18 protein-coding genes are annotated in these 17,622 nt (G+C 72.4%); 7 read left to right on the top strand and 11 right to left on the bottom strand.

Translation table 11 applies throughout. The features are described 5' to 3' along the window. Positions 1 to 65 precede the first annotated feature (65 nt). A complete protein-coding gene (locus ABZV34_RS30975) occupies positions 66 to 473 on the bottom strand; it encodes a rodlin (protein ID WP_356283857.1) in 408 nt (135 codons plus the stop codon). 402 nt (positions 474 to 875) lie between these two features. Next, positions 876 to 1,286 (bottom strand): rodlin, encoded by a 411-nt coding sequence (locus tag ABZV34_RS30970; protein ID WP_356283854.1) that lies wholly within the window; start codon positions 1,284 to 1,286, stop codon positions 876 to 878. Between the two features lie 249 nt (positions 1,287 to 1,535). Here ABZV34_RS30970 and ABZV34_RS30965 point away from each other — a divergent pair, with 249 nt between their 5' ends. From ABZV34_RS30965 to ABZV34_RS30950, 4 genes are all read left to right on the top strand, one after another. Then, on the top strand, positions 1,536 to 1,949 hold the full coding sequence (locus ABZV34_RS30965; protein WP_356283851.1) for a rodlin: 414 nt from the start codon (positions 1,536 to 1,538) through the stop codon (positions 1,947 to 1,949). Positions 1,950 to 2,282: 333 nt separating this feature from the next. Continuing rightward, a complete protein-coding gene (locus ABZV34_RS30960) occupies positions 2,283 to 2,474 on the top strand; it encodes a chaplin (protein ID WP_356283901.1) in 192 nt (63 codons plus the stop codon). A 113-nt stretch (positions 2,475 to 2,587) separates the two neighbouring features. Then, positions 2,588 to 3,487, top strand: coding sequence for a chaplin (locus tag ABZV34_RS30955; protein WP_356283848.1), 900 nt, complete (start codon positions 2,588 to 2,590; stop codon positions 3,485 to 3,487). A gap of 624 nt (positions 3,488 to 4,111) precedes the next feature. Beyond that, positions 4,112 to 5,497: a glycosyl hydrolase gene (locus ABZV34_RS30950; protein ID WP_356283845.1), complete on the top strand. Its 1,386-nt coding sequence runs from the start codon at positions 4,112 to 4,114 to the stop codon at positions 5,495 to 5,497. Positions 5,498 to 5,571: 74 nt separating this feature from the next. Here the strand turns inward: ABZV34_RS30950 and ABZV34_RS30945 are convergent, their stop codons facing one another. The 9 genes from ABZV34_RS30945 to ABZV34_RS30905 form a co-directional block, all read right to left on the bottom strand. Beyond that, positions 5,572 to 6,699, bottom strand: a complete 1,128-nt coding sequence (locus ABZV34_RS30945) for a GNAT family N-acetyltransferase (RefSeq protein ID WP_356283842.1) — start codon at positions 6,697 to 6,699, stop codon at positions 5,572 to 5,574. Further along, positions 6,696 to 7,388, bottom strand: coding sequence for a lipopolysaccharide biosynthesis protein (locus ABZV34_RS30940; protein ID WP_356283839.1), 693 nt, complete (start codon positions 7,386 to 7,388; stop codon positions 6,696 to 6,698). The genes ABZV34_RS30945 and ABZV34_RS30940 overlap by 4 nt, the downstream gene beginning before the upstream one ends. Further along, complete coding sequence (locus ABZV34_RS30935; protein ID WP_356283836.1) at positions 7,385 to 8,518, bottom strand: glycosyltransferase; 1,134 nt, start codon at positions 8,516 to 8,518, stop codon at positions 7,385 to 7,387. Before ABZV34_RS30935 ends, ABZV34_RS30940 begins: the two co-directional genes overlap by 4 nt. Beyond that, positions 8,518 to 9,207, bottom strand: a complete 690-nt coding sequence (locus ABZV34_RS30930; protein WP_356283898.1) for a polysaccharide deacetylase family protein — start codon at positions 9,205 to 9,207, stop codon at positions 8,518 to 8,520. The genes ABZV34_RS30935 and ABZV34_RS30930 overlap by 1 nt, the downstream gene beginning before the upstream one ends. 100 nt (positions 9,208 to 9,307) lie before the next feature. Beyond that, positions 9,308 to 11,098, bottom strand: a complete 1,791-nt coding sequence (locus ABZV34_RS30925; RefSeq protein WP_356283834.1) for a lipid II flippase MurJ — start codon at positions 11,096 to 11,098, stop codon at positions 9,308 to 9,310. Continuing rightward, on the bottom strand, positions 11,095 to 12,507 hold the full coding sequence (locus ABZV34_RS30920; RefSeq protein WP_356283895.1) for an O-antigen ligase family protein: 1,413 nt from the start codon (positions 12,505 to 12,507) through the stop codon (positions 11,095 to 11,097). Before ABZV34_RS30920 ends, ABZV34_RS30925 begins: the two co-directional genes overlap by 4 nt. Before the next feature lie 118 nt (positions 12,508 to 12,625). After that, positions 12,626 to 14,113, bottom strand: coding sequence for an exopolysaccharide biosynthesis polyprenyl glycosylphosphotransferase (locus ABZV34_RS30915; protein WP_356283831.1), 1,488 nt, complete (start codon positions 14,111 to 14,113; stop codon positions 12,626 to 12,628). Beyond that, a complete protein-coding gene (locus ABZV34_RS30910) occupies positions 14,110 to 15,303 on the bottom strand; it encodes a glycosyltransferase family 4 protein (protein ID WP_356283828.1) in 1,194 nt (397 codons plus the stop codon). Before ABZV34_RS30910 ends, ABZV34_RS30915 begins: the two co-directional genes overlap by 4 nt. 41 nt (positions 15,304 to 15,344) lie before the next feature. After that, the gene (locus tag ABZV34_RS30905) at positions 15,345 to 15,749 is read right to left on the bottom strand and encodes a hypothetical protein (RefSeq protein ID WP_356283825.1); all 405 of its coding nucleotides are present in this window, start codon (positions 15,747 to 15,749) and stop codon (positions 15,345 to 15,347) included. Positions 15,750 to 16,126: 377 nt separating this feature from the next. Between ABZV34_RS30905 and chpG the strand changes: the two genes are divergently transcribed. The 3 genes from chpG to ABZV34_RS30890 all read left to right on the top strand — a co-directional run bounded on the left by chpG (position 16,127) and on the right by ABZV34_RS30890 (position 17,493). After that, positions 16,127 to 16,366, top strand: a complete 240-nt coding sequence (gene chpG, locus ABZV34_RS30900; RefSeq protein WP_356283822.1) for a chaplin ChpG — start codon at positions 16,127 to 16,129, stop codon at positions 16,364 to 16,366. A gap of 240 nt (positions 16,367 to 16,606) precedes the next feature. Next, positions 16,607 to 17,338 carry a hypothetical protein gene (locus ABZV34_RS30895; RefSeq protein WP_356283819.1) on the top strand — a complete coding sequence of 244 codons (732 nt, stop codon included), beginning with the start codon at positions 16,607 to 16,609 and terminating at the stop codon, positions 17,336 to 17,338. Next, entirely contained in the window at positions 17,335 to 17,493 is a 159-nt protein-coding gene (locus ABZV34_RS30890; protein ID WP_356283816.1) for a hypothetical protein, read from the top strand. The genes ABZV34_RS30895 and ABZV34_RS30890 overlap by 4 nt, the downstream gene beginning before the upstream one ends. Positions 17,494 to 17,622: the final 129 nt, after the last annotated feature.

The following is a 17,622-nucleotide window of genomic DNA, read 5'->3' as shown; positions in this document are numbered from 1 at the left end:
AAACCTGAACACGCGAAGAGCGGGCCGCCGAGATGCTCGACGACCCGCTCCGCGGGATGCGGGGATCAGCCGTTGTTGGCGCCGTTGCCCGAGAGAACCGGGATCTGGTCCAGGATGTGCGACAGGGGCTCGTCGCCCTTGGCCTGGGTCGAGTTCTCGACGCACTGCTGGTTCTGCGGGGCCGACAGGATCGGGACGTCCTGCACGGCGATCGGGACCAGGCCGACGAGCGAGCCGGCGTTGACCTTCGCGGGCAGGCCGATGCACGGCTTGTTCAGCGAACCCTGGACCAGCGAGAGCTGCGGGCTCATGGCACCGAACGTGGCGGAGTTGCCGAACGACTGGGTGGCCCCGTTGCCACTGACCGACGTGGTGCCACCGTCGTCACCGATCGCCAGGGCCTGGGGGGCGGCCGCGGCCGAGATGCCGGCGACGGAAGCGGCGATAGCGGCGGTTGCCCACAGCTTCTTCATGTTCGTTCCCTTCGAAAAGCGGACTCCTGGGGGAGGAGTTGCATGATCATCAACTGGGGGAACCGCGACGGGGTTTCGGTTTGTGCCCCATTCGGCGCAGCGCCCGGGAAGCTCGATTCGCCACGTGTACGCCGGTGAGCTCCCTCGAAAGAAGACGCCACGGCCGAAGCGCGGCGCACCGTACGGCCGGGGAATGGAATCTCCTGAGGAGCGGAATAGCCGAAAAGCTGAAGAAGAGAAAAGGGGATGCGTGAAGAACCGAACGGCCGAAGACCTGAATGCATGAAGAGTCGAATGCATGAAAAGGCGAATGTGTGAAGAGTCGGCAGGGTCCGGGAAACGCCGACGGGCCGCCGAAGGTTCGGCGGCCCGCTGACGAGAACTCGGGGATCAGGAAGTGGACTACCTGTTGCCCACACCGTTGCCCGAGAGGACCGGGATGTCGTCCAGGATGTGCGACAGCGGCTCGTCGCCCTTGGCCTGGGTCGAGTTCTCGACGCACTGCTGGTTCTGCGGGGCCGACAGGATCGGAACGTCCTGCACGGAGATCGGCACGACGCCGATGAGCGAGCCGAGGTTCGCCTTGGCCGGCAGACCGATGCAGGGCTTGTTCAGCGAGCCCTGGATGAGCGCCATCTGCGGGCTCATGTTGCCGTACGTCGCCGAGTTGCCGTACGACTGAATGGCACCGTTACCGCTGGTGGACGTCGTGCCACCGTCGTTTCCGATGGCCAGCGCCTGCGGCGCGGCCGCGGCGGAAACGCCGACGACGGAAGCGGCGACCGCGGCGGCGGCCATAACCTTCTTGATCACTAGCTAGTCCCTTCTGAAGAAACCCCGTCCACCGGAGCGCACTGGTCAACTGCGGCGGACGACCTTGGTTGCTCCCATTCACTCCGATGGCGCACATCGCGGAGGGGCTCCCGGCTCGCGCGCGCCATGGATTCCCGCACATTCCCGGCCGCTGAACGGGCCAACCGGGTGAATCACCGAAACCAATGCGAGGCCGCCGGGTTGATGCCAGGGCAGGAACACGTGTCTCTGCCAGGAAAGGAACGCGAAATGTTCAAGAAGGCAATGGCCGCGGCGGCGGTCGCCGCTTCCGTCGTCGGTGTCTCGGCGGCGGCCGCGCCCCAGGCGCTTGCCATCGGTGACGACAACGGCACGACCTCCGTCAGCGGGAACGGCGCCACCGAGTCGTTCGGCAACTCGGTGACCGGCGGCAACATGAGCCCGCAGCTCAGCCTCGCGCAGGGCACGCTGAACAAGCTCTGTGTCGGCCTGCCGGCCAAGGCGAACGCCGGCTCGCTCGTCGGGGTCCTCGTGCCCGTCGCCGTCCAGGACGTTCCGATCCTGTCGGCCCCGCAGAACCAGCAGTGCGCCGAGAACTCGACCCAGGCCAAGGGCGACGAGCCCCTGTCGCACCTGGTGGACGACATCCCGGTCCTGGCGGGGAATGGTGTCGGCAACCACTGACCGTCGCCGCTGAATCTTCGCCTCGAAGAGGCTCGGGCCGCCCGTCGCGTTCGACGCGGGCGGTCCGCTGCTCTTTCCGGCAATTCAGGGAAGCGTTTCTTCTCTTGCGCGGCCTCGGTCCCGCCATGGAAACTGGGCAATTCGAGTGAATTCCCAAACGGCATGCGTTCCACAGTTTCTTCGGGCGTCCCAGCCTCGTTTACAGCATGCAGGTCATGAAGCGAGCCGTTCCTGTTGTGCTCGCTCGGCTTCGGCCGTCATAGGGGCATGACCGCAGAGAAGGGAAAGCACGTGAAGCACAAGAAGAGCGCTGCTGTCGTCGCCGGCGCGATCATGGCTCTGGGTATGGCCGCCCCGGCCTTCGCGGACTCCGGTGCCGAAGGCGCCGCCATCGGTTCCCCGGGTGTCCTCTCGGGCAACGTGATCCAGGTTCCCGTGCACATCCCCGTCAACGTGTGCGGCAACTCGATCGACGTCATCGGCCTGCTCAACCCGGCGTTCGGCAACGCCTGCGCCAACCACTGACGCAACAGGACACCAGCCACCCGGCTGTGTCACGGCCGGCCTTGGACCGCCTTTTCCGGTTCCGGGGCCGGCCTTCCTCACTTCTCACTTCTTCACACAGGGAGGACAAGAGATTGCGACAGACCCTGAGCAAGGGAATGGTCATGGCCGCGGCCACGACGAGCATCCTGTCCCTGTACGGCACCCCCGCGTTCGCGGACGCTGGGGCTAGCGGCGGCACGGCGGACTCGCCCGGCGTCGGTTCGGGCAACACGCTTCAGCTTCCGCTGAACGTGCCGGTGAACGCCTGCGGCAACACCGTCAACGTGATCGCCGTGCTCAACCCGGCCTTCGGGAACTCCTGCGCCAACGGCTCGGGTTCGCAGGGGTCGCGCGGCGTGACGCACCAGCCCGTCCACCATGTGGGCCGGTCCGGTCACGGCGGTGGGCACATGTACCACGACGAGTCGGGCCACCACAGCGGCATCCCGGGCTCCGACTCCCACGGCTCCGGCTCCCACGGCCCCGGCATCCCGGGCCACGGCTCCGGCACCCCGGGTACGGATTGGGACGACTCCGGTCCGCTGGGTCCGGGCTCCCACGGCTCCGGCGCCTGGGCGCACGGCGAGACGCACGGTTCGCCCGGTATCGGGTCGGGCAACAACGTGCAGGCCCCGGTGGACATCCCGGTGAACGCCTGCGGCGACTCGGTGAACGTGGTCGGCATCGGCAACCCCGCGTTCGGCAACCACTGCGAGAACGGCTACGGGGACACCCCGCCGCCGCCTCCCACGACGCCGCCGGTGACTCCGCCGGTGACGCCGCCGGTGACGCCTCCCGTCACTCCGCCGGTGACGCCGCCGGTGACGCCTCCCGTCACTCCGCCGGTGATCCCGCCCGTCACCCCTCCCGGTCCTCCCACCCTGGCCCAGACGGGCAGTGAGGACGTACTCGGGTTCTCGGCCGCCAGTGCCGCGCTGCTGATCGGCGGCGCCGTCCTGTACCGGCGAGGCCGAGCCACGTCGCGTCGCTAGTACGCGGCACCAGCAGGATGCCCGTACGACGCTTCGGGTGCCGGACACCTAGCCGTGTCCGGCACCCGACCGCGTCGCGCGAGCCCCCGGCCACCACGGCCCAGGCTCCCGCGCGGCACGTCGACGAGCGGACCTGGCCGTTCGCGGGCAGCCCCCGAACCCGTCGTCCGCGACGCGACGTTCGGCCTCGGGCGCCGCCGCACCGCCTTTCTGACCCACCGTCTCCAGCCCCAGCCCCAGCCCTCGCCGTACGCCGTCCGTCGGCGCGCGCGGGCCACGGCGCTCGCGTCATCCATCGGGACGAGCACCGCCGGACGAGATGGACGCGCCGCCACTCGGCGCAACACCGGGACGACGCCCGTGCCGCCCACTCCGGGCGTGTCCCGCGGACGAATGCGCGATCCACGGACGGGAATTCCCGCGGAATCGGCGACCCCGCACATGTCCACGCCCGCTCCGCCGGGCAGAGGAACGGAACCTCCCCCGGTTCGGTCACCCTCATGGGTGACCGGCGTGCCGCGAAGACGATGCCTCTGTTGGCGGAACAGGTATTCATATGACTGAGTGTCAGTGGAGGAGGAGAAGGAAAGCAGCCGGAGCAGCAGAGCGGAGAGAGGAGCAGGCATGGCCCCGCAACAGCAATGGTCCCGGAGCGGAAGGCTGGCATTCGTCGCGGCCGGCATCGTCGCGTCGATCACCCTGGCGCCGGGTCCGGGATACGCCGTGGGCGCCGGGGCGGTGCGCGTCGCCGATCCTCCGGCACCGGCACCGACACCGACGGCGGTGACACCGCAGGCGCAGACACCCGTGCCGCCCGCACCGCCCGCGCCGCCGCCTCCCACCGCGTCCGTGACACCCACCGTCCCACCCACCGCACCCGTGACGCCGCCGAAGCCCGCGACACCCGTGAAGCCCGTGACGGTCACGCCGCGCCCGGCCTTCGGGGCCTACCTCGACTACGGCCCGCTGGGTGTGGCCCGGATCGCCCAGCTCAGCCAGTGGCTGGGCGGCGCCGAGCTGCGCGTCGGGCACACGTATCTGCCGGGCGACCGCTGGAGCAACATCGAGGGACCGCCCGGTTTTCTGGACGTCTGGGCGGACTGGCGGCGTGAGCGGGCCGACCGGATGCTCGTCCTCAACGTGCCGATGATGGAGCGCAACGAGGAGAACGTCTCCGACCCCGAGGTGCGGGCACTGCTGCGGCAGGGCGCCGACGGGGCGTTCGACCGGCACTTCCGCGCGCTCGCCCAGCGGCTCGTCCGGCTGAAGGTGCCGGACACCGTCGTCGTGCTCGGCTGGGAGATGAACGGCATCACGTACACCCACCGCTGCGGGCCGGACCCGGAGGCGTGGAAGAAGTACTGGAACAGGATCGTCACGGTGATGCGGTCGGTTCCGGGCCAGAAGTTTCGGTTCGACTTCACCCCGAGCCGCGGCCTGGACGCCGTTCCCTGGACACAGTGCTATCCCGGGGACGACACGGTCGACATCATCGGCATGGACTCCTACGACCAGCCGCGCGGACTGTCGTTCGACGAGGAGGTGAAGGAGCCGTACGGGCTTCAGGAACACGTGGACTTCGCCAAAGCCCACGGCAAGCCCATTTCGTATCCCGAATGGGGACTCTTCCGCAACGGTGACAACGCGGCGTACATGAAGCGCATGCTCGCGTGGATGGACGACCACCAGCCCCTGTACAACACGCTGACCGACTACTGCCCGCACGGCGTGTGGCAGTGCGCGGACAACCCGAAGGCGTCCGAGGTGTACCGCGAGGTGCTCTCCGGCCACATCGGCCCGGCATCGGAGCCGACGCCGACGCCGGTGCCGTCCGTGCCCAAGCCGGTGCCGACACCCGTGCCCAAGCCGGTGCCCACACCCGTGCCCACTCCTGTGCCGACGCCGGTGCATCCCCCCAACTGTTCGCCGGTGGACCTGGGGGACTGGGTGGAGCACTGGCTCGGAGGGAAGCTCTGCCTCCGCTTCGACTGGTGGTCACGCAACCGGTGACCGGGCCGTACGGCCGGGACCGGGCCGTACGACCGGGACATCGTGATCGGGACATCGTGGTGGCGCCGGGCCGTTCACGGCCCGGCGCCACCACGCTCCCTCCAGCGGCGCACCAGTTCCTTGCCCCGGCTGCGCGCGACGACGTCGCAGACCACCGCCGACAGCAGCGGCGCCGTACGCCGCCGGGCCAGCAGCAGCCGTTGGTTGACGACGGGGTACGGGCGCCAGTGGTGCTTGTAGGGCTCGTCGCCGCGCAGCAGGCTCAGTGCCCCGCGGCGGTCACCCTCGGTGTGCCGGGCGCAGGCGTCCAGCAGTATGACGGCGACGTCGGCCTTCCGCTCGCGCAGATCCGGATGGGCCCCGTAGAGGTAGCCGCCCGCCAGCCGCGGGGACAGCAGGGTGAGGTCCACCGCCATCACGGTGCCGTCGAGCCGGAACTCGGTGACCACCGCGTCCCCGGAGCTCACCATCGGTCCGACCGACCGGACCAGGTGTTCGGCGAACCGCTCCTGGAGGTGCTCGGACGTCACCTTCCGCCCCTGCCACTGCAGTCGGTGCAGTTCCAGCAGGCGGCACAGCGCCCCGTCCACCTCCCCGGCCGGCACGATCCGGCGCTCGATGCCCAGCGCGGAGAGCTTGCGCAGCTTGGCCCGCACGCGCTGGGCCTTCGAGGAGGGCAGCCGGCGCACCAGTTCGTCCATCGAGAGGGCGGGCAGTTCCAGGCAGAGCGAGTCGTGTACCCGGCGCCGCGGACCGTGCCAGCGCTCGTAGACCCGCTCCACCGCGCCGCCGGGCCGTACCTCGCGGAAGTCGATCACCGCGCTGCGGGCGGCCAGGGACAGTCCCTCGGCGAGCGTCGCCGCCGCGCGGTCGGCGTACTCGTCGTCGATGAGGACGTCGCCGTAGTCGGAGATGGACCCGCCGAGGGGGACCAGCGCGGGCAGCGGACGGCGTACGCGCATCAAGGGCGCGGCCGCGCGGAGCTCGTCGCCCTCACGGGCCAGGACCAGACGCAGGCGGCCGGTGGTGCCGTACGACAGCCACCAGGAGTACAGCCAGGCGTGGTTCTGGAACGGGGTGGCGGCGGCGCACCGGCCGTAGAGGCGTCCCCAGGCGGGTGCCAGGGCGGCGAACTCCCGCTCGTCGGTGATGATCTCGGCCCGCAGGGTGCCGGCGGGCGCGGCCCGCAGGGCGCCCTTCACAGCTGTCCGCGCGCGTCGGCGGCGGTCGCCGGGTTCGGTACGGAGCCCGTTCGGGCCGAGTCCGTGCCCCGCCGCGGACGCACCAGCAGGACCAGGCCGCCCAGCAGCCCCCCGGCGCTCGCCCCGACCAGACCGGTCACCTTCGGCGACGGCGAGGAGGGGGCGGTCGGCTTCATCGCGGGGGAGAACTCGAGGAGTTCGACGTGGGTACGGGCACGGGTGGCGTTGGCGTGCTCGGTCAGCGAGCGTGAGACGGCGTTCGCCATCCCGGCCGCGAGACCCGGACGCGAGGACGTGGCCGACACGGCGACCATCGGAGCGTCGGGCGAGGTCGCGGTCTGCACGCTGCGCTGCAGCGTCCTCACCGGCACTCCGGCCCGCACCTGCGCGTCCTCGAGCACCGCGAGCTGCGTGGCGACCCGGCCGTACGCCTGCGCGAAGCCGAGCGCGGGCGCCGGGTCCGACTTCTCCGTCGGGACGGCGATGACGTAACTCGTCGCCGTGTACGTCGGCGGCTTCTTGACGCCGTACGCGCCGCCGAGCGCGCCGCCGAGCAGGACACCGGCGACGAGCAGGGTCCACCGCGGCAGGCCCCTCCGCCGGGTGACGGACGTGCTCGCCGGGCCGGGCGTGACCCCCGGGCCGTCCGGTTCGGCCGGGCGGTGCTGTCTGGTGGGGATTTCGGTCATGAGGAACTCACTCCCAGAGGGGTGCAGGAGACGGCGGCCGCGTACACGTCCATGAGCTGCGCGGCGCTGCGGGTGATGCTGTAGTGGTGGGCGGCCTCCGGTACCGAGCGGAGCCCGGGACCCGCTCCGCGCACCGCCCGGAGGGCCCGTACGAACGAGTCGGCGCCGCCCTGGACCCGGCGCGCGCCGGGCGCGGCGCCCGCGGGCAGGTCCTCGACCGCGGGGCAGGAGACGTACAGGACCGGCAGCCCGGCCGCCATCGCCTCCACGACCGCGAGCCCGAAGGCCTCTTCGGCGCAGGGCGAGGCGAGGACGTCCATGGCCGCGGTCAGCGACGGCAGGTCGGCGCCGGGGAGGCCGCCGGTGGGGCGCGCGCCGGTGAACAGCACCCGGTCCGCGACCCCGGCCCGCTGTGCGGTCCGGCGCAGCACGCTCTCCTCGGTGCCGCCGCCGACCAGCAGCAGCCAGTGGTCCGGGGGCAGTCCGGCCAGCGCGCGGATCAGGACGTCGAACCGCTTGGCCGCCGTGAGCCGGCCGACACCGCCCACGACGTAGGCGTCCGCCGGCAGTCCGAGCCGGCGCCGGGTCCGTTCGCGCAGTGCCGGATCGAAGCGGAAACGGTCCACGTCGATGCCGTTCGGGACGACCTCGATGCGCGGTCCGGGCACCCCCCAGCGGCGCAGCCGGTCGGCCACGGTCGGTGAGACGGCGACGGTGGACCGGCCGAGCCGCTCGCTGGCGAGATACAGCGCGCGGACGCCCGCGTTCAGCCTGCGCCCCTCCATCTGCGAGTCGCCCAGGGAGTGTTCGGTGGCGACGACGGCCTTCACCCCGGCCAGCCGCGCGGCGATCCGGCCGTACACGCACGCCCGGTAGAGGTGGGTGTGCACGAGGTCGTAGCGGCCCCCGTGGATCAGCTTCGCCAGCCGGGGGAGCGCGGCGAGGTCCCGGTTGCCGTTCATACCGAGGTGGACGACGCGTACGCCGTCGTCGGCGAGTCCGTCGGCGACCGCGCCGGGGTTGGTGAGCGTGACGACGTCGCAGTCGACGGGCAGATGCCGCAGGAGCAGCCGCAGTTGCTGCTCCGCACCGCCGACTCCGAGACCGGTGATGATGTGCAGGGCCTTCATCAGGCCCCCTCGACCGGGCGCCGCCGCAACCGGTGCAGCTTGAGTTTCAGCAGCAGGCGTACGGCGGTGTCGTTCTGCCCGATGTGGACGCGCGGCAGGGCGTGCGGGCCGGTCAGCGGGCCGGGGTCGATTCCGCAGCCGTAGCGGTAGCCGGCCTCGCGCACGGCGTCCACGACCCGCGCGTCGATGGTTCCGTAGGGGTAGCAGAAGCCGTCGACGAGGGTCCCCGTCAGGTCCGAGAGCACCGCTCTGCTCTCGGCGACCTCGGAGTGCAGCAGGGCGTCGTCGACCTGTGTCAGGTCGATGTGGGTGAGGCCGTGCGAGCCGATCTCGATGCCCTCGGCGGCGGCCAGCCGGATGCCGCGGGCGCCGAGCAGCGGCTTGCGGGGGCCGAGCGGGTCCCAGGCGTTGTCGCCGTCCAGCCGACCCGGCAGGACGAAGAGGGTGGCACCGCAGTCGTGCCGGTGCAGGAGCGGCAGGGCGGTCTCGACGAAGTCGGCGTATCCGTCGTCGAAGGTGAGACCGACCAGGCCGCGGCCCTTTCCCCGGGCGCGTGCGGCGAGCAGTTCGGCCATGCTCACACCACGCAGCCCGCGGCGTCGCAGCCACCCCAGCTGGTGGTCGAGACGGTCCGGCGAGACCGTGATGCTGTACGGGTCGTCGGAGCAGTCGCCCACGGAGTGGTACATCGCGACCCAGGGGACCGTGTCGGCGGCCCGCACGGCGGTGTGGAAGCAGGTGCGGCGACGGGGGTCGGTGGCGGCGCGTGCGTCGACACGTCTGAAGCGGTCAGCGGAAACGGACATGCGGCAGCCTTCGTTTGAGGGAACGGAGGACGGGTGCGAGGGCCTGGATCCCCAGGGCCCAGGCCAGCACGGCGAAGACGACGGCCACGACGGTGCCGCCGAGGACGAGACCCACCAGGGGGGAGTGCGCACGGCTCGCGCAGAGCGCCCCGACCGCGCTCGCGACGAGCGCGGCGCGCACCGGTTTGCCCAGTTCGGCGACCACCTGACGGGTGCGGATCGGCACGCTGCGCCGGCCCATGCCGCACAGCAGGAGCAGGGCGCTGAGGGTGATGCCGCCCGCGTTCGCCGCGGCGATCCCGCACACCCCCCAGCCGCCGACGGCCAGCGCCCCGATCCACGAGGTGGCGACGATCCCGGCGGTCATCGCGAACAGCGGGTACCAGGTGGGCCGTCCCGCAGAGAAGTACGAGCGAACGAGCGCGCCCACGAGCGTGTGCCCGAGCAGTCCGACCGCGTAGACCCGCATCACGGCGGCGGTGGCCGCGGTGTCCTGCGCGGTGAACGCGCCGCGCTGGAACAGCAGTTGGATGATCTGTGGCGCGCACGCGACGACCGCCGCGGCGCCGAGGAGCACGGTGCAGGAGACGAGCGCCAGGTCGCGCTCCACCCGGACGCGGGCCCGCTCGGTGTCGCCCTCGGCCATCGCCTGCGCCACCACCGGGAAGGTGACGGTGCACAGCATCAGCGAGAGCACCATCGGCATCTGCGCGACCTTCTGCGCGTAGTTCAGGTGCGAGATGGCACCGGCGGGCAGGGACGAGGCCAGGAACCGTTCGATCAGGACCTGGGACTGCCGGCACAGGGCGAAGAGCAGGACCGTGCTGATCAGCGTCAGGTCCATCGGACGCGCCTGCCCGACGGCCGCCCCGTCCACGGCCTCGTCCACGGAGACCTCGTGCCGCCTGAGCTGCCGCCAGAGCGAGGGCGCCTGCGCGACCACCATCAGGGCGCCGCCCACCGCGACCCCGAGGGCCGCCGAGCGCACCCCCCAGCGGCCGCCGAGGACGAACATGGCCGTGATGATGCCGGTGTTGTAGGCGACGTAGATGACCGCGGGCGCGACGAACCGGCGGTGCGCCCGCAGTGCGGCGCTGCAGTACCCGGCGAGACCGAAGGTGAACACGCAGGTGGCCGTCAACCGGGTGCAGTCCACGGCGAGCCGCGGGTCCGGCAGGCCCGGCGCGAGAGCCTCGACGAGGTAGGGCGCCCCGGCGATGAGCAGCGCGGCGACGGCCGTGACGGCGAGCGTCAGACGGGGCAGGGTCGCGGCGACCAGCGCGCGGACCGGGTCGCCGACGGCGCCCTGGGCACGCCGCGTCACCGCCATGCTGAACGCCGGTACGAGCACGAAGGCGAGGCCGTCCTCGATCAGCAGCGTCGCCGCGAACTCCGGCAGGGTCCAGGCGACCAGGAAGGCGTCCGTCGCGGAGCCCGCTCCGAACAGGTGCGCGAGGGCCTGGTCGCGGCCGAGGCCCAGCAGGGCTCCGGCGATCGACAGCGCGATCGTGACGAGGGCGGCCTTGGCGAGGAACCGGTTGGAGGTGCTCTCCGCGGAGGTGGCGGGGGCGGAGGAGACGGGCGGGGCGGGCGGGAAGGAGGCGGGGAGGGAGGGAGAAAGAGGGGAGGGAGGAGAGAGAACGGGGAGTGGACCGGGTGGGTTGTGGCCGGGGGCGTCGTCGCGGGCGCCCGGCTGGGCGAACGTGTCGTCGGTTCCGGTTCCGGTTCCGGCGCAGCCGCCGTCGGCCGCCGCCCGGGGAGGCTGCACCGTCATCGCGTCGAGGCCTCCTCCAGCGAGCCCGCCGCCGGCGAGGACGTGGACTCGGGCGACGTCGCGACTCGGGAGGCCAGGGCTGCCGGTGACGCAGGTGACGCCGCGGCCTCGGAGGCCAGGGACAGCGGGGACGCCGGGTCCATCAGCGCCCACCAGGCCACCAGGCCGAAGCAGACACCCGTCAGCACGGTCGAGGGCCCGCCGATGTCCGCGTACACGAAGTCCACCAACTGCCAGCCGAGCAGCCCGCACGCGACCAGCGCGCAGTCGAGCCCCGCCAGGGCGCCCGGCGGCGTCCGGCGCACCCGGACCAGGCCGCGCAGCGCGCACACCAGGAGCGCCAGCCAGCTGCCGGTGAGGGCGAGCAGCCCGATCAGGCCCTGCTCGCTCAGCACGAGCAGATACATGTTGTGCGGGGAGAGCAGCGGCTGCTTGCTGTAGGCCGTTCCGGCACCCCCGATGTCGCTGCCTGAGGAGAGGGAGAGGGAGGCATGCCCGTCGCGGTGGTCGGGGAAGCCCTTCAGCCCGACGCCGGTGAGCGGGTGGTCGCGCCACATGTCGACGGCCGCCGCCCACATGGTGTACCGATCCACCACCGACTGGTCCGGGGCGTCGGTGACCCGCGTGATGCTGTCGACGCGCTCCTGCAGCATCGCCGTACCGACGCCGAGTCCGCCCACCAGGATCACGGCCACGGCCGCGACGACGGCGCCGACCTTTACCGCGCGCCGCAGCCCCGCCAGCGTCAGTTGGACACCGCACGCCAGAGCCGTGGCGATCCACGCGCCGCGGCTGAACGACAGCGCGAGCGGCGGCAGCAGCGCCAGCGCGCACACCACGGCGGAGGTCCGCTGCCGTACCGTGCCCGAACCGAGCGCCAGCGCGAGCGCGCACACCAGCCCGAAGGCGACCACCGTCGCCATGCCCATCACGTCCGTCGGCCCGAAGGTGCCCACGGCCCGGACGTCCTCGCCCTGGTAGGAGGCTCCGGTCCCGGTGACGTACTGGTGCACCCCGACCGCCCCCTGCCACAGCGCCAGGGCGACGAACGACCAGGCGAGCAGCCGGAAGTCGCGGCGGTCCCGGACCAGCAGCAGCACGGCCGCGGGCACCAGGACGAAGATCTGCAGATAGCGGGTGAGACCGGTGATCCCGGCCCCGGGGCTCGCCGCCCCGGCCGCCGCGACCGCGATGCCGACCACGGGCAGGGCGAGGACCGCCGCCGCGCCCGGTGACAGGGGGCGCCGACGGTTCCGTACGAGCCGTACCGCGCAGCAGAGCACGACCAGACCGGACATGGCGTCCGCGATGTTCGCGCCGCCCTCTCCGCTCGGCGCGATCGGCAGCCCGAGCAGCGCGATCACCGCCATGACGGGCAGCACCGGCAGCGCGTGGCGCGCCCCGGACATCAGGGTGCCCAGTGGCGAGCGGGGGGTCGGCATCGAGGAGAGGGTCGGCGGCGAGGAGAGTGCCGCCGGTGTGTGGGGGACGGCCGACGGCGGGTGGGGCAGGGCTCGGCTCATCGGCTCAGCTCCCCGTCGGGCGTACCAGCGAGGCTGCCGTGCGCAGCAGGATGCAGACGTCCTGCCACAGCGACCAGGTGTCGATGTACGCGTTGTCGAACCGGCAGCGGTCCTCGATCGAGGTGTCGCCGCGCAGCCCGTGGATCTGGGCGAGGCCGGTGATGCCGGTCTGCATGCGGTGGCGAGCCGCGTAGCCCGGATAGGTCTGGCTGAACTTGGCGACGAAGTAGGGCCGTTCGGGACGCGGGCCGACCAGGCTCATGTCGCCCCGCAGGACGTTCCACAGCTGCAGCAGCTCGTCGAGTGAGGTGCGCCGCATGAAGTGGCAGAAACGGCTCATCTCCCGCTCGCCCGCGACGCTCCAGCGGGTCGCGGCCTCGTGCGCGTCGACCGGGCGGTGGGTACGGAACTTCAGCAGAGTGAAGGGCCGTCCGTCCTTGCCGATGCGCTCCTGCCGGAAGACCACCCCCGGTCCGTCGCTCCGCCGCAGCGCGACCGCGCACACCAGCAGCAGTGGGCTGATCGCGAGCAGCAGCGTCCCGGAGACGGCGATGTCGAGAAGCCGTTTGCCGAGGTTCCCGCGCGGCCTGGAGACGTCGATCCGCCGGCAGGAGAACCCGGCGAGCCGCCCGCTCCCGCCCGTCCTGCCGTTCGCGCTTCCGTGGGCTCTGCCCCGCGGCGCCCCGTACGAGGTCTCCTGCGACGGCGAGTCCGCGTCGACGTGCCACAGCACGCAGCCCGCCTCGCTCAACGCCCGCAGCAACGGGCCGTGTTCGCTGCGGGGCTCCACCACGAGCACCGCACGCACGCTGTTCTGGATGAGGGCCCGCTGCACCTCCTCGCCGGTGGTGAGGACCGGCAGCCCCTCGGCGCCGGCCGTCTGGGCGGCGACGACGCCCACCGGGCGCAGGCCGCACCGCGGGTGACGCAGGAAGGCCGCGGCCACCCGCTGGGCGGTTCCCGCGGGACCGATCACCAGGGTGGCGTCGGGGCGCAGGACCAGGGCCCGGCGGCGTCGCCGGTGCAGGACGGCGCGGGCCGCGCAGCTCACCGCCGACTGCAGTACGCAGCCCACGGCCAGGGTCCGGGCGGGCAGCGCCGCGGCCGGGGAGAGCGCCGCCAGCAGGGCCGCGAGCGTGCACCACGTCACCACGACACGCGCGCACACGGCGGGCAGGTCGTCGAGCACCGTGGGGATCCGCCCGGGACGGTACAGCGCCCCGTGAGTGTTCAGCGCGAGTACGCCGAGCAGCAGTGCGACGAGGAGCGGCGGGTGCCGCTGGACCTGGGCGAGGGACAGGCCCGCCAGCACCGCCGCACCGCCGTCCGCGACGAGCAGCGGCAGCCACGGGGTACGCGGGGCGGACAGGCCTCGCCCGGCGGGGAACCTGAAGCCGTCGGCGGCCCCGCGCGAGGGGATGACCGAGACGGGCGAGAATCCGTACTCCCGGGGTTGTCCGCCGGGGGAGGGGACGGTGCTTTCCGCAGTCACGTGTGGATGGGCTCCCTGCACTCGGTGTGTTCCCCGCACCCGGCTCGCCCGCCGGGCCCCGCGGTGAGCAACTCGCGGTAGACCCCCGCGACCGCGTCGGCCACGCGCCGCACGTCGTGCGTGGTCAGTACGTGGCGTCGTCCCTGCCGGCCGAGCGACTCGCGCAGCGGCTGGTCGGCCAGCAGGTCGCAGATCGCGCGGGCCAGCGGGCCCGGCGCCTGGGAGGGCACCAGGCAGCGGGTGTCGAGGCCGGGCGGGAGGCTCTCGCCGGCGCCGTCCACGTCCGTCATCACGACCGGGCGCCCACAGGCCATGGCCTCCAGCGGCGCCAGTGCCATGCCCTCCCAACGGGACGGCAGCACCACCAGATCGGCGGCCCGGTACCAGGGCGCGGCATCCTCCGCGGCCCCGGCGAACAGCACGTCGCCGGGTGCCCCGGCCCGCAGCCGCGCGGCCTCCGGACCGTCCCCGACGAGCACGAGCCGGGCTGCGGGCATCCGCCGCCGTACGGTGTCCCAGGCCTCCAGCAGGACGTCCTGGCCCTTCTGCCGGCACAGCCGTCCGACGCACACGACCAGGGGAGCCGCCGGATCGAGCCGGTCGAGCAGGGGGATCCCGGTCCGTACGGTCCCGGCGTCCGCGGGGTGGAAGCGCTCGGTGTCGACCCCGTTGGGGATCACCCTCCACGTAGCCCTGACCCCGGCGCGCACTCCGGTGACGCGCTCCGCCTCACTCACACACACCACCCGGGACGCCCAACGCGCCCCCCACCGCTCCCACTTCAGCGCGAGGTCCGCCGCGAGGCCGTCGACCGCCTCGAAGGACCAGGCGTGCGGCTGGAACACGGTCGGCACCCGACCACGCAGGACGAGCCGGGCGGCGAGTCCGGCCTTGGCGCTGTGCGCGTGCACCACGTCGGGCCGCGCCTCGGCGACGACGTGAGCGAGCCGTCGTACCTCCCGGACCAGCCCGGGACCCGGCGCGCGCGTCGCCTGCCAGTGCGCCACGTCGGTACCGAGCGCCCGGAGCGTGTGCGCGAGGCCGCTGTCCCGCGGGCAGGCCGCGGTGACGTGCAGTCCGGCGGCGAGCTGTGCCTTCACCAGGTCGGTGAGCACGCGGGCCACTCCGCCGTCGACCGGCTGGCTGAGGTGCAGGACCCGCGGCGGAGGGTCGCTCGAGGGTAATGACATGCGCGGGTTCCTTAGTGACGGGCGGCGCTCTGACGCGCGTGTCACCGCTGCGCGTCGACGGCGGCGAACAGCGCTCCGACCCAGGCCGCGTCCCGCTGCGAAACGAGCCGGACGGTCAACTGGTCACCCCCGAAACGGAATTCCGTGTCCAGGCCGGGGACATCGGCGTCGTATCCGGGTGTGTTCGAGCACCTGGGCACGCGTTCGGCCGGGGCGTTCCCCCACTCGGTGATCGACGAGCCGAGTGCGTCGTCCAGGGGGCCGGCGGAGCCGCTCGGCGCGGTCGGGGTGGTCGGCTCACTGTCGTCGGCCCACGGGCTCGGCGGGTCTCCGGCGCTGCCGCGGTCGCCGTCGGCGTTCGCGGGGCCGCCCGCGGTCCGGAGGGCGACGAGGGCGGAGCGGCCCGCCGTCGCACGGCGCGGCAGAGGGCCCGGGGAATGACGCATGACCGGCGTTGCCCTTTCGGGAAAGGTTCTGGACCGGCGGAGGAACGGAGATCCGCAGATCACTTGGGTGCCCGCTGACTCCTCCGTCGGCCTTCGACTTTCGACGCCTTCCGGCATCTGGTTCCAAGCAGCCTCGGGAGGTGACCGACTCTAGCTGCTATAGGTATTTATGTGTCGAAACCTGACAAGTGTGTCGTAATAGGGAGATATCTGTTGAGGTCGGGGGATGCGTGTGACTGCTCGGGGTCCCCGGAGCCGTCGCCCGGGGGTTCGGGAGATCACTCCTTTGGAGGCGCAACCCGTGGGTGCGCCGCGCGTTGATTCCAGCACTGGGCATTCCGCCCGGTTGTTGTGACGAATTCGAGGAGCACTTCTCCATGTCGCGTATCGCGAGGGGCCTGGCCCTGACCTCCGTTGCCGCCGCCGCCATGGCGGGCACCGCCGGCATCGCCGCCGCCGACAGTGGCGCAAACGGCGCGGCCGCCAACTCCCCCGGCGTCCTGTCGGGCAACGTTCTTCAGGTTCCGGTCCACATCCCGGTCAACGTCTGCGGGAACACCGTCGACGTGATCGGCCTGCTGAACCCCGCGTTCGGCAACACCTGCGTCAACGGCTGACGTCGCCGCGGACCCTTCTGCCGGCCGTCCTCCCCAACGGGAGGGCGGCCGGTCCGCTTTACCTGGAATTTGCCCCGAACGGGGGAAGGGGGCGTGTGGCCCCGGTGCGGCTCCCCACCAGCGGCTATGGGGATGGTAAGGGCGAGGGATGGCTACGGAGAGCGCCCGTACGGTTGCGCACAGCGACGACGGCCAACACGGTGGGCACACGATTCGAAAGCACCATCGAAGGGAATATCCATGCGTGCTCTGCCCGCACGGCGCATCGCGTCCTCCGCACTCTGTGCCACGCTTCTGCTCGGGATAGCCGGGCCGGCCGCGGCAGCGGCCGGCAGCGACTCGGCACGTGGCCGCACCCATGCGGCGGCACCCGTCCCCGGCGCGGACGCGGTTCTGGCGCAGGTTCAGTCGCTCGCGAACATCAGCGGCGTCCTCGCCCCGGTCACCGAACTGCTCAACGCCGCCCTCAAGGCGGACGGCGGACAGCTCCCCGCCGCCGACGCGACGAAGCTCGGCCAGGCCGTGAAGGACGCGATCGCCAAGGCCACCGCGACGCTGCCGGCCGTGCCCGCCACGCCCAGCGTTCCGGCGCTGCCCAGCACGCCGGCCCTCCCTGCGACGCCGGCTCTGCCCGCCGTGCCCTCGCTGAAGAACGCCGATGAGCAGGGCAGTGCCGAGGAGCGGGGTGACGTCGAGGGGCGGAGGGCCGCGCAGCAGGACGACAAGGCGCCGCGTGCCAAGGGTTCACGAGCCGCGGCGAACCTCGCGGCCGACGCTCTCGTCGCGCTGCAGAAGGCGGTCGACGCGCTGGTCAAGGCGGTCACGTCCGGCGATGCCACTCAGGTGGTGCCCGCGGCCACGGCCGTGGTGACGGGCCTCGTCAACTTCGTCGTCGCCGTCGTGCTCGGTGGCGGCCTGCCGGCACCGAACCTGCCCGGCCTGCCGTCGCTGCCGAGTCTGCCGGCGACGTGATCGCCGGTGTAACGAACGCCGGCGCCATGATCGCCCGTGTGGTGAACGCCCGCGACATGATCCCCCGTGCGGCGAACGCCCGCGTCATGAACGTCGACCACGTGAACACCGGGGACCGGTCTCCTGCCCTCCTGGGCGCGGGGAGCGGTGCCTGAGGCGACGCGGTCGCCTGCCCGCCGTGGGGGGGGGCGGGGGGGGGCGGCGCGCGGGGGTTTGAGGTGGGGGGGGTTTTGGGGGGGGGGTGGTTTTTTTTTTGGTTTGGGGGGGGGGGGGGGGGGGTTGGG

The organism is Streptomyces sp. NPDC005195 (genome assembly GCF_040608315.1).
In the GTDB taxonomy this organism is placed as follows: Bacteria; Actinomycetota; Actinomycetes; order Streptomycetales; family Streptomycetaceae; genus Streptomyces; species Streptomyces kaempferi.
This window is presented reverse-complemented; position numbering and strand designations above follow the sequence as displayed.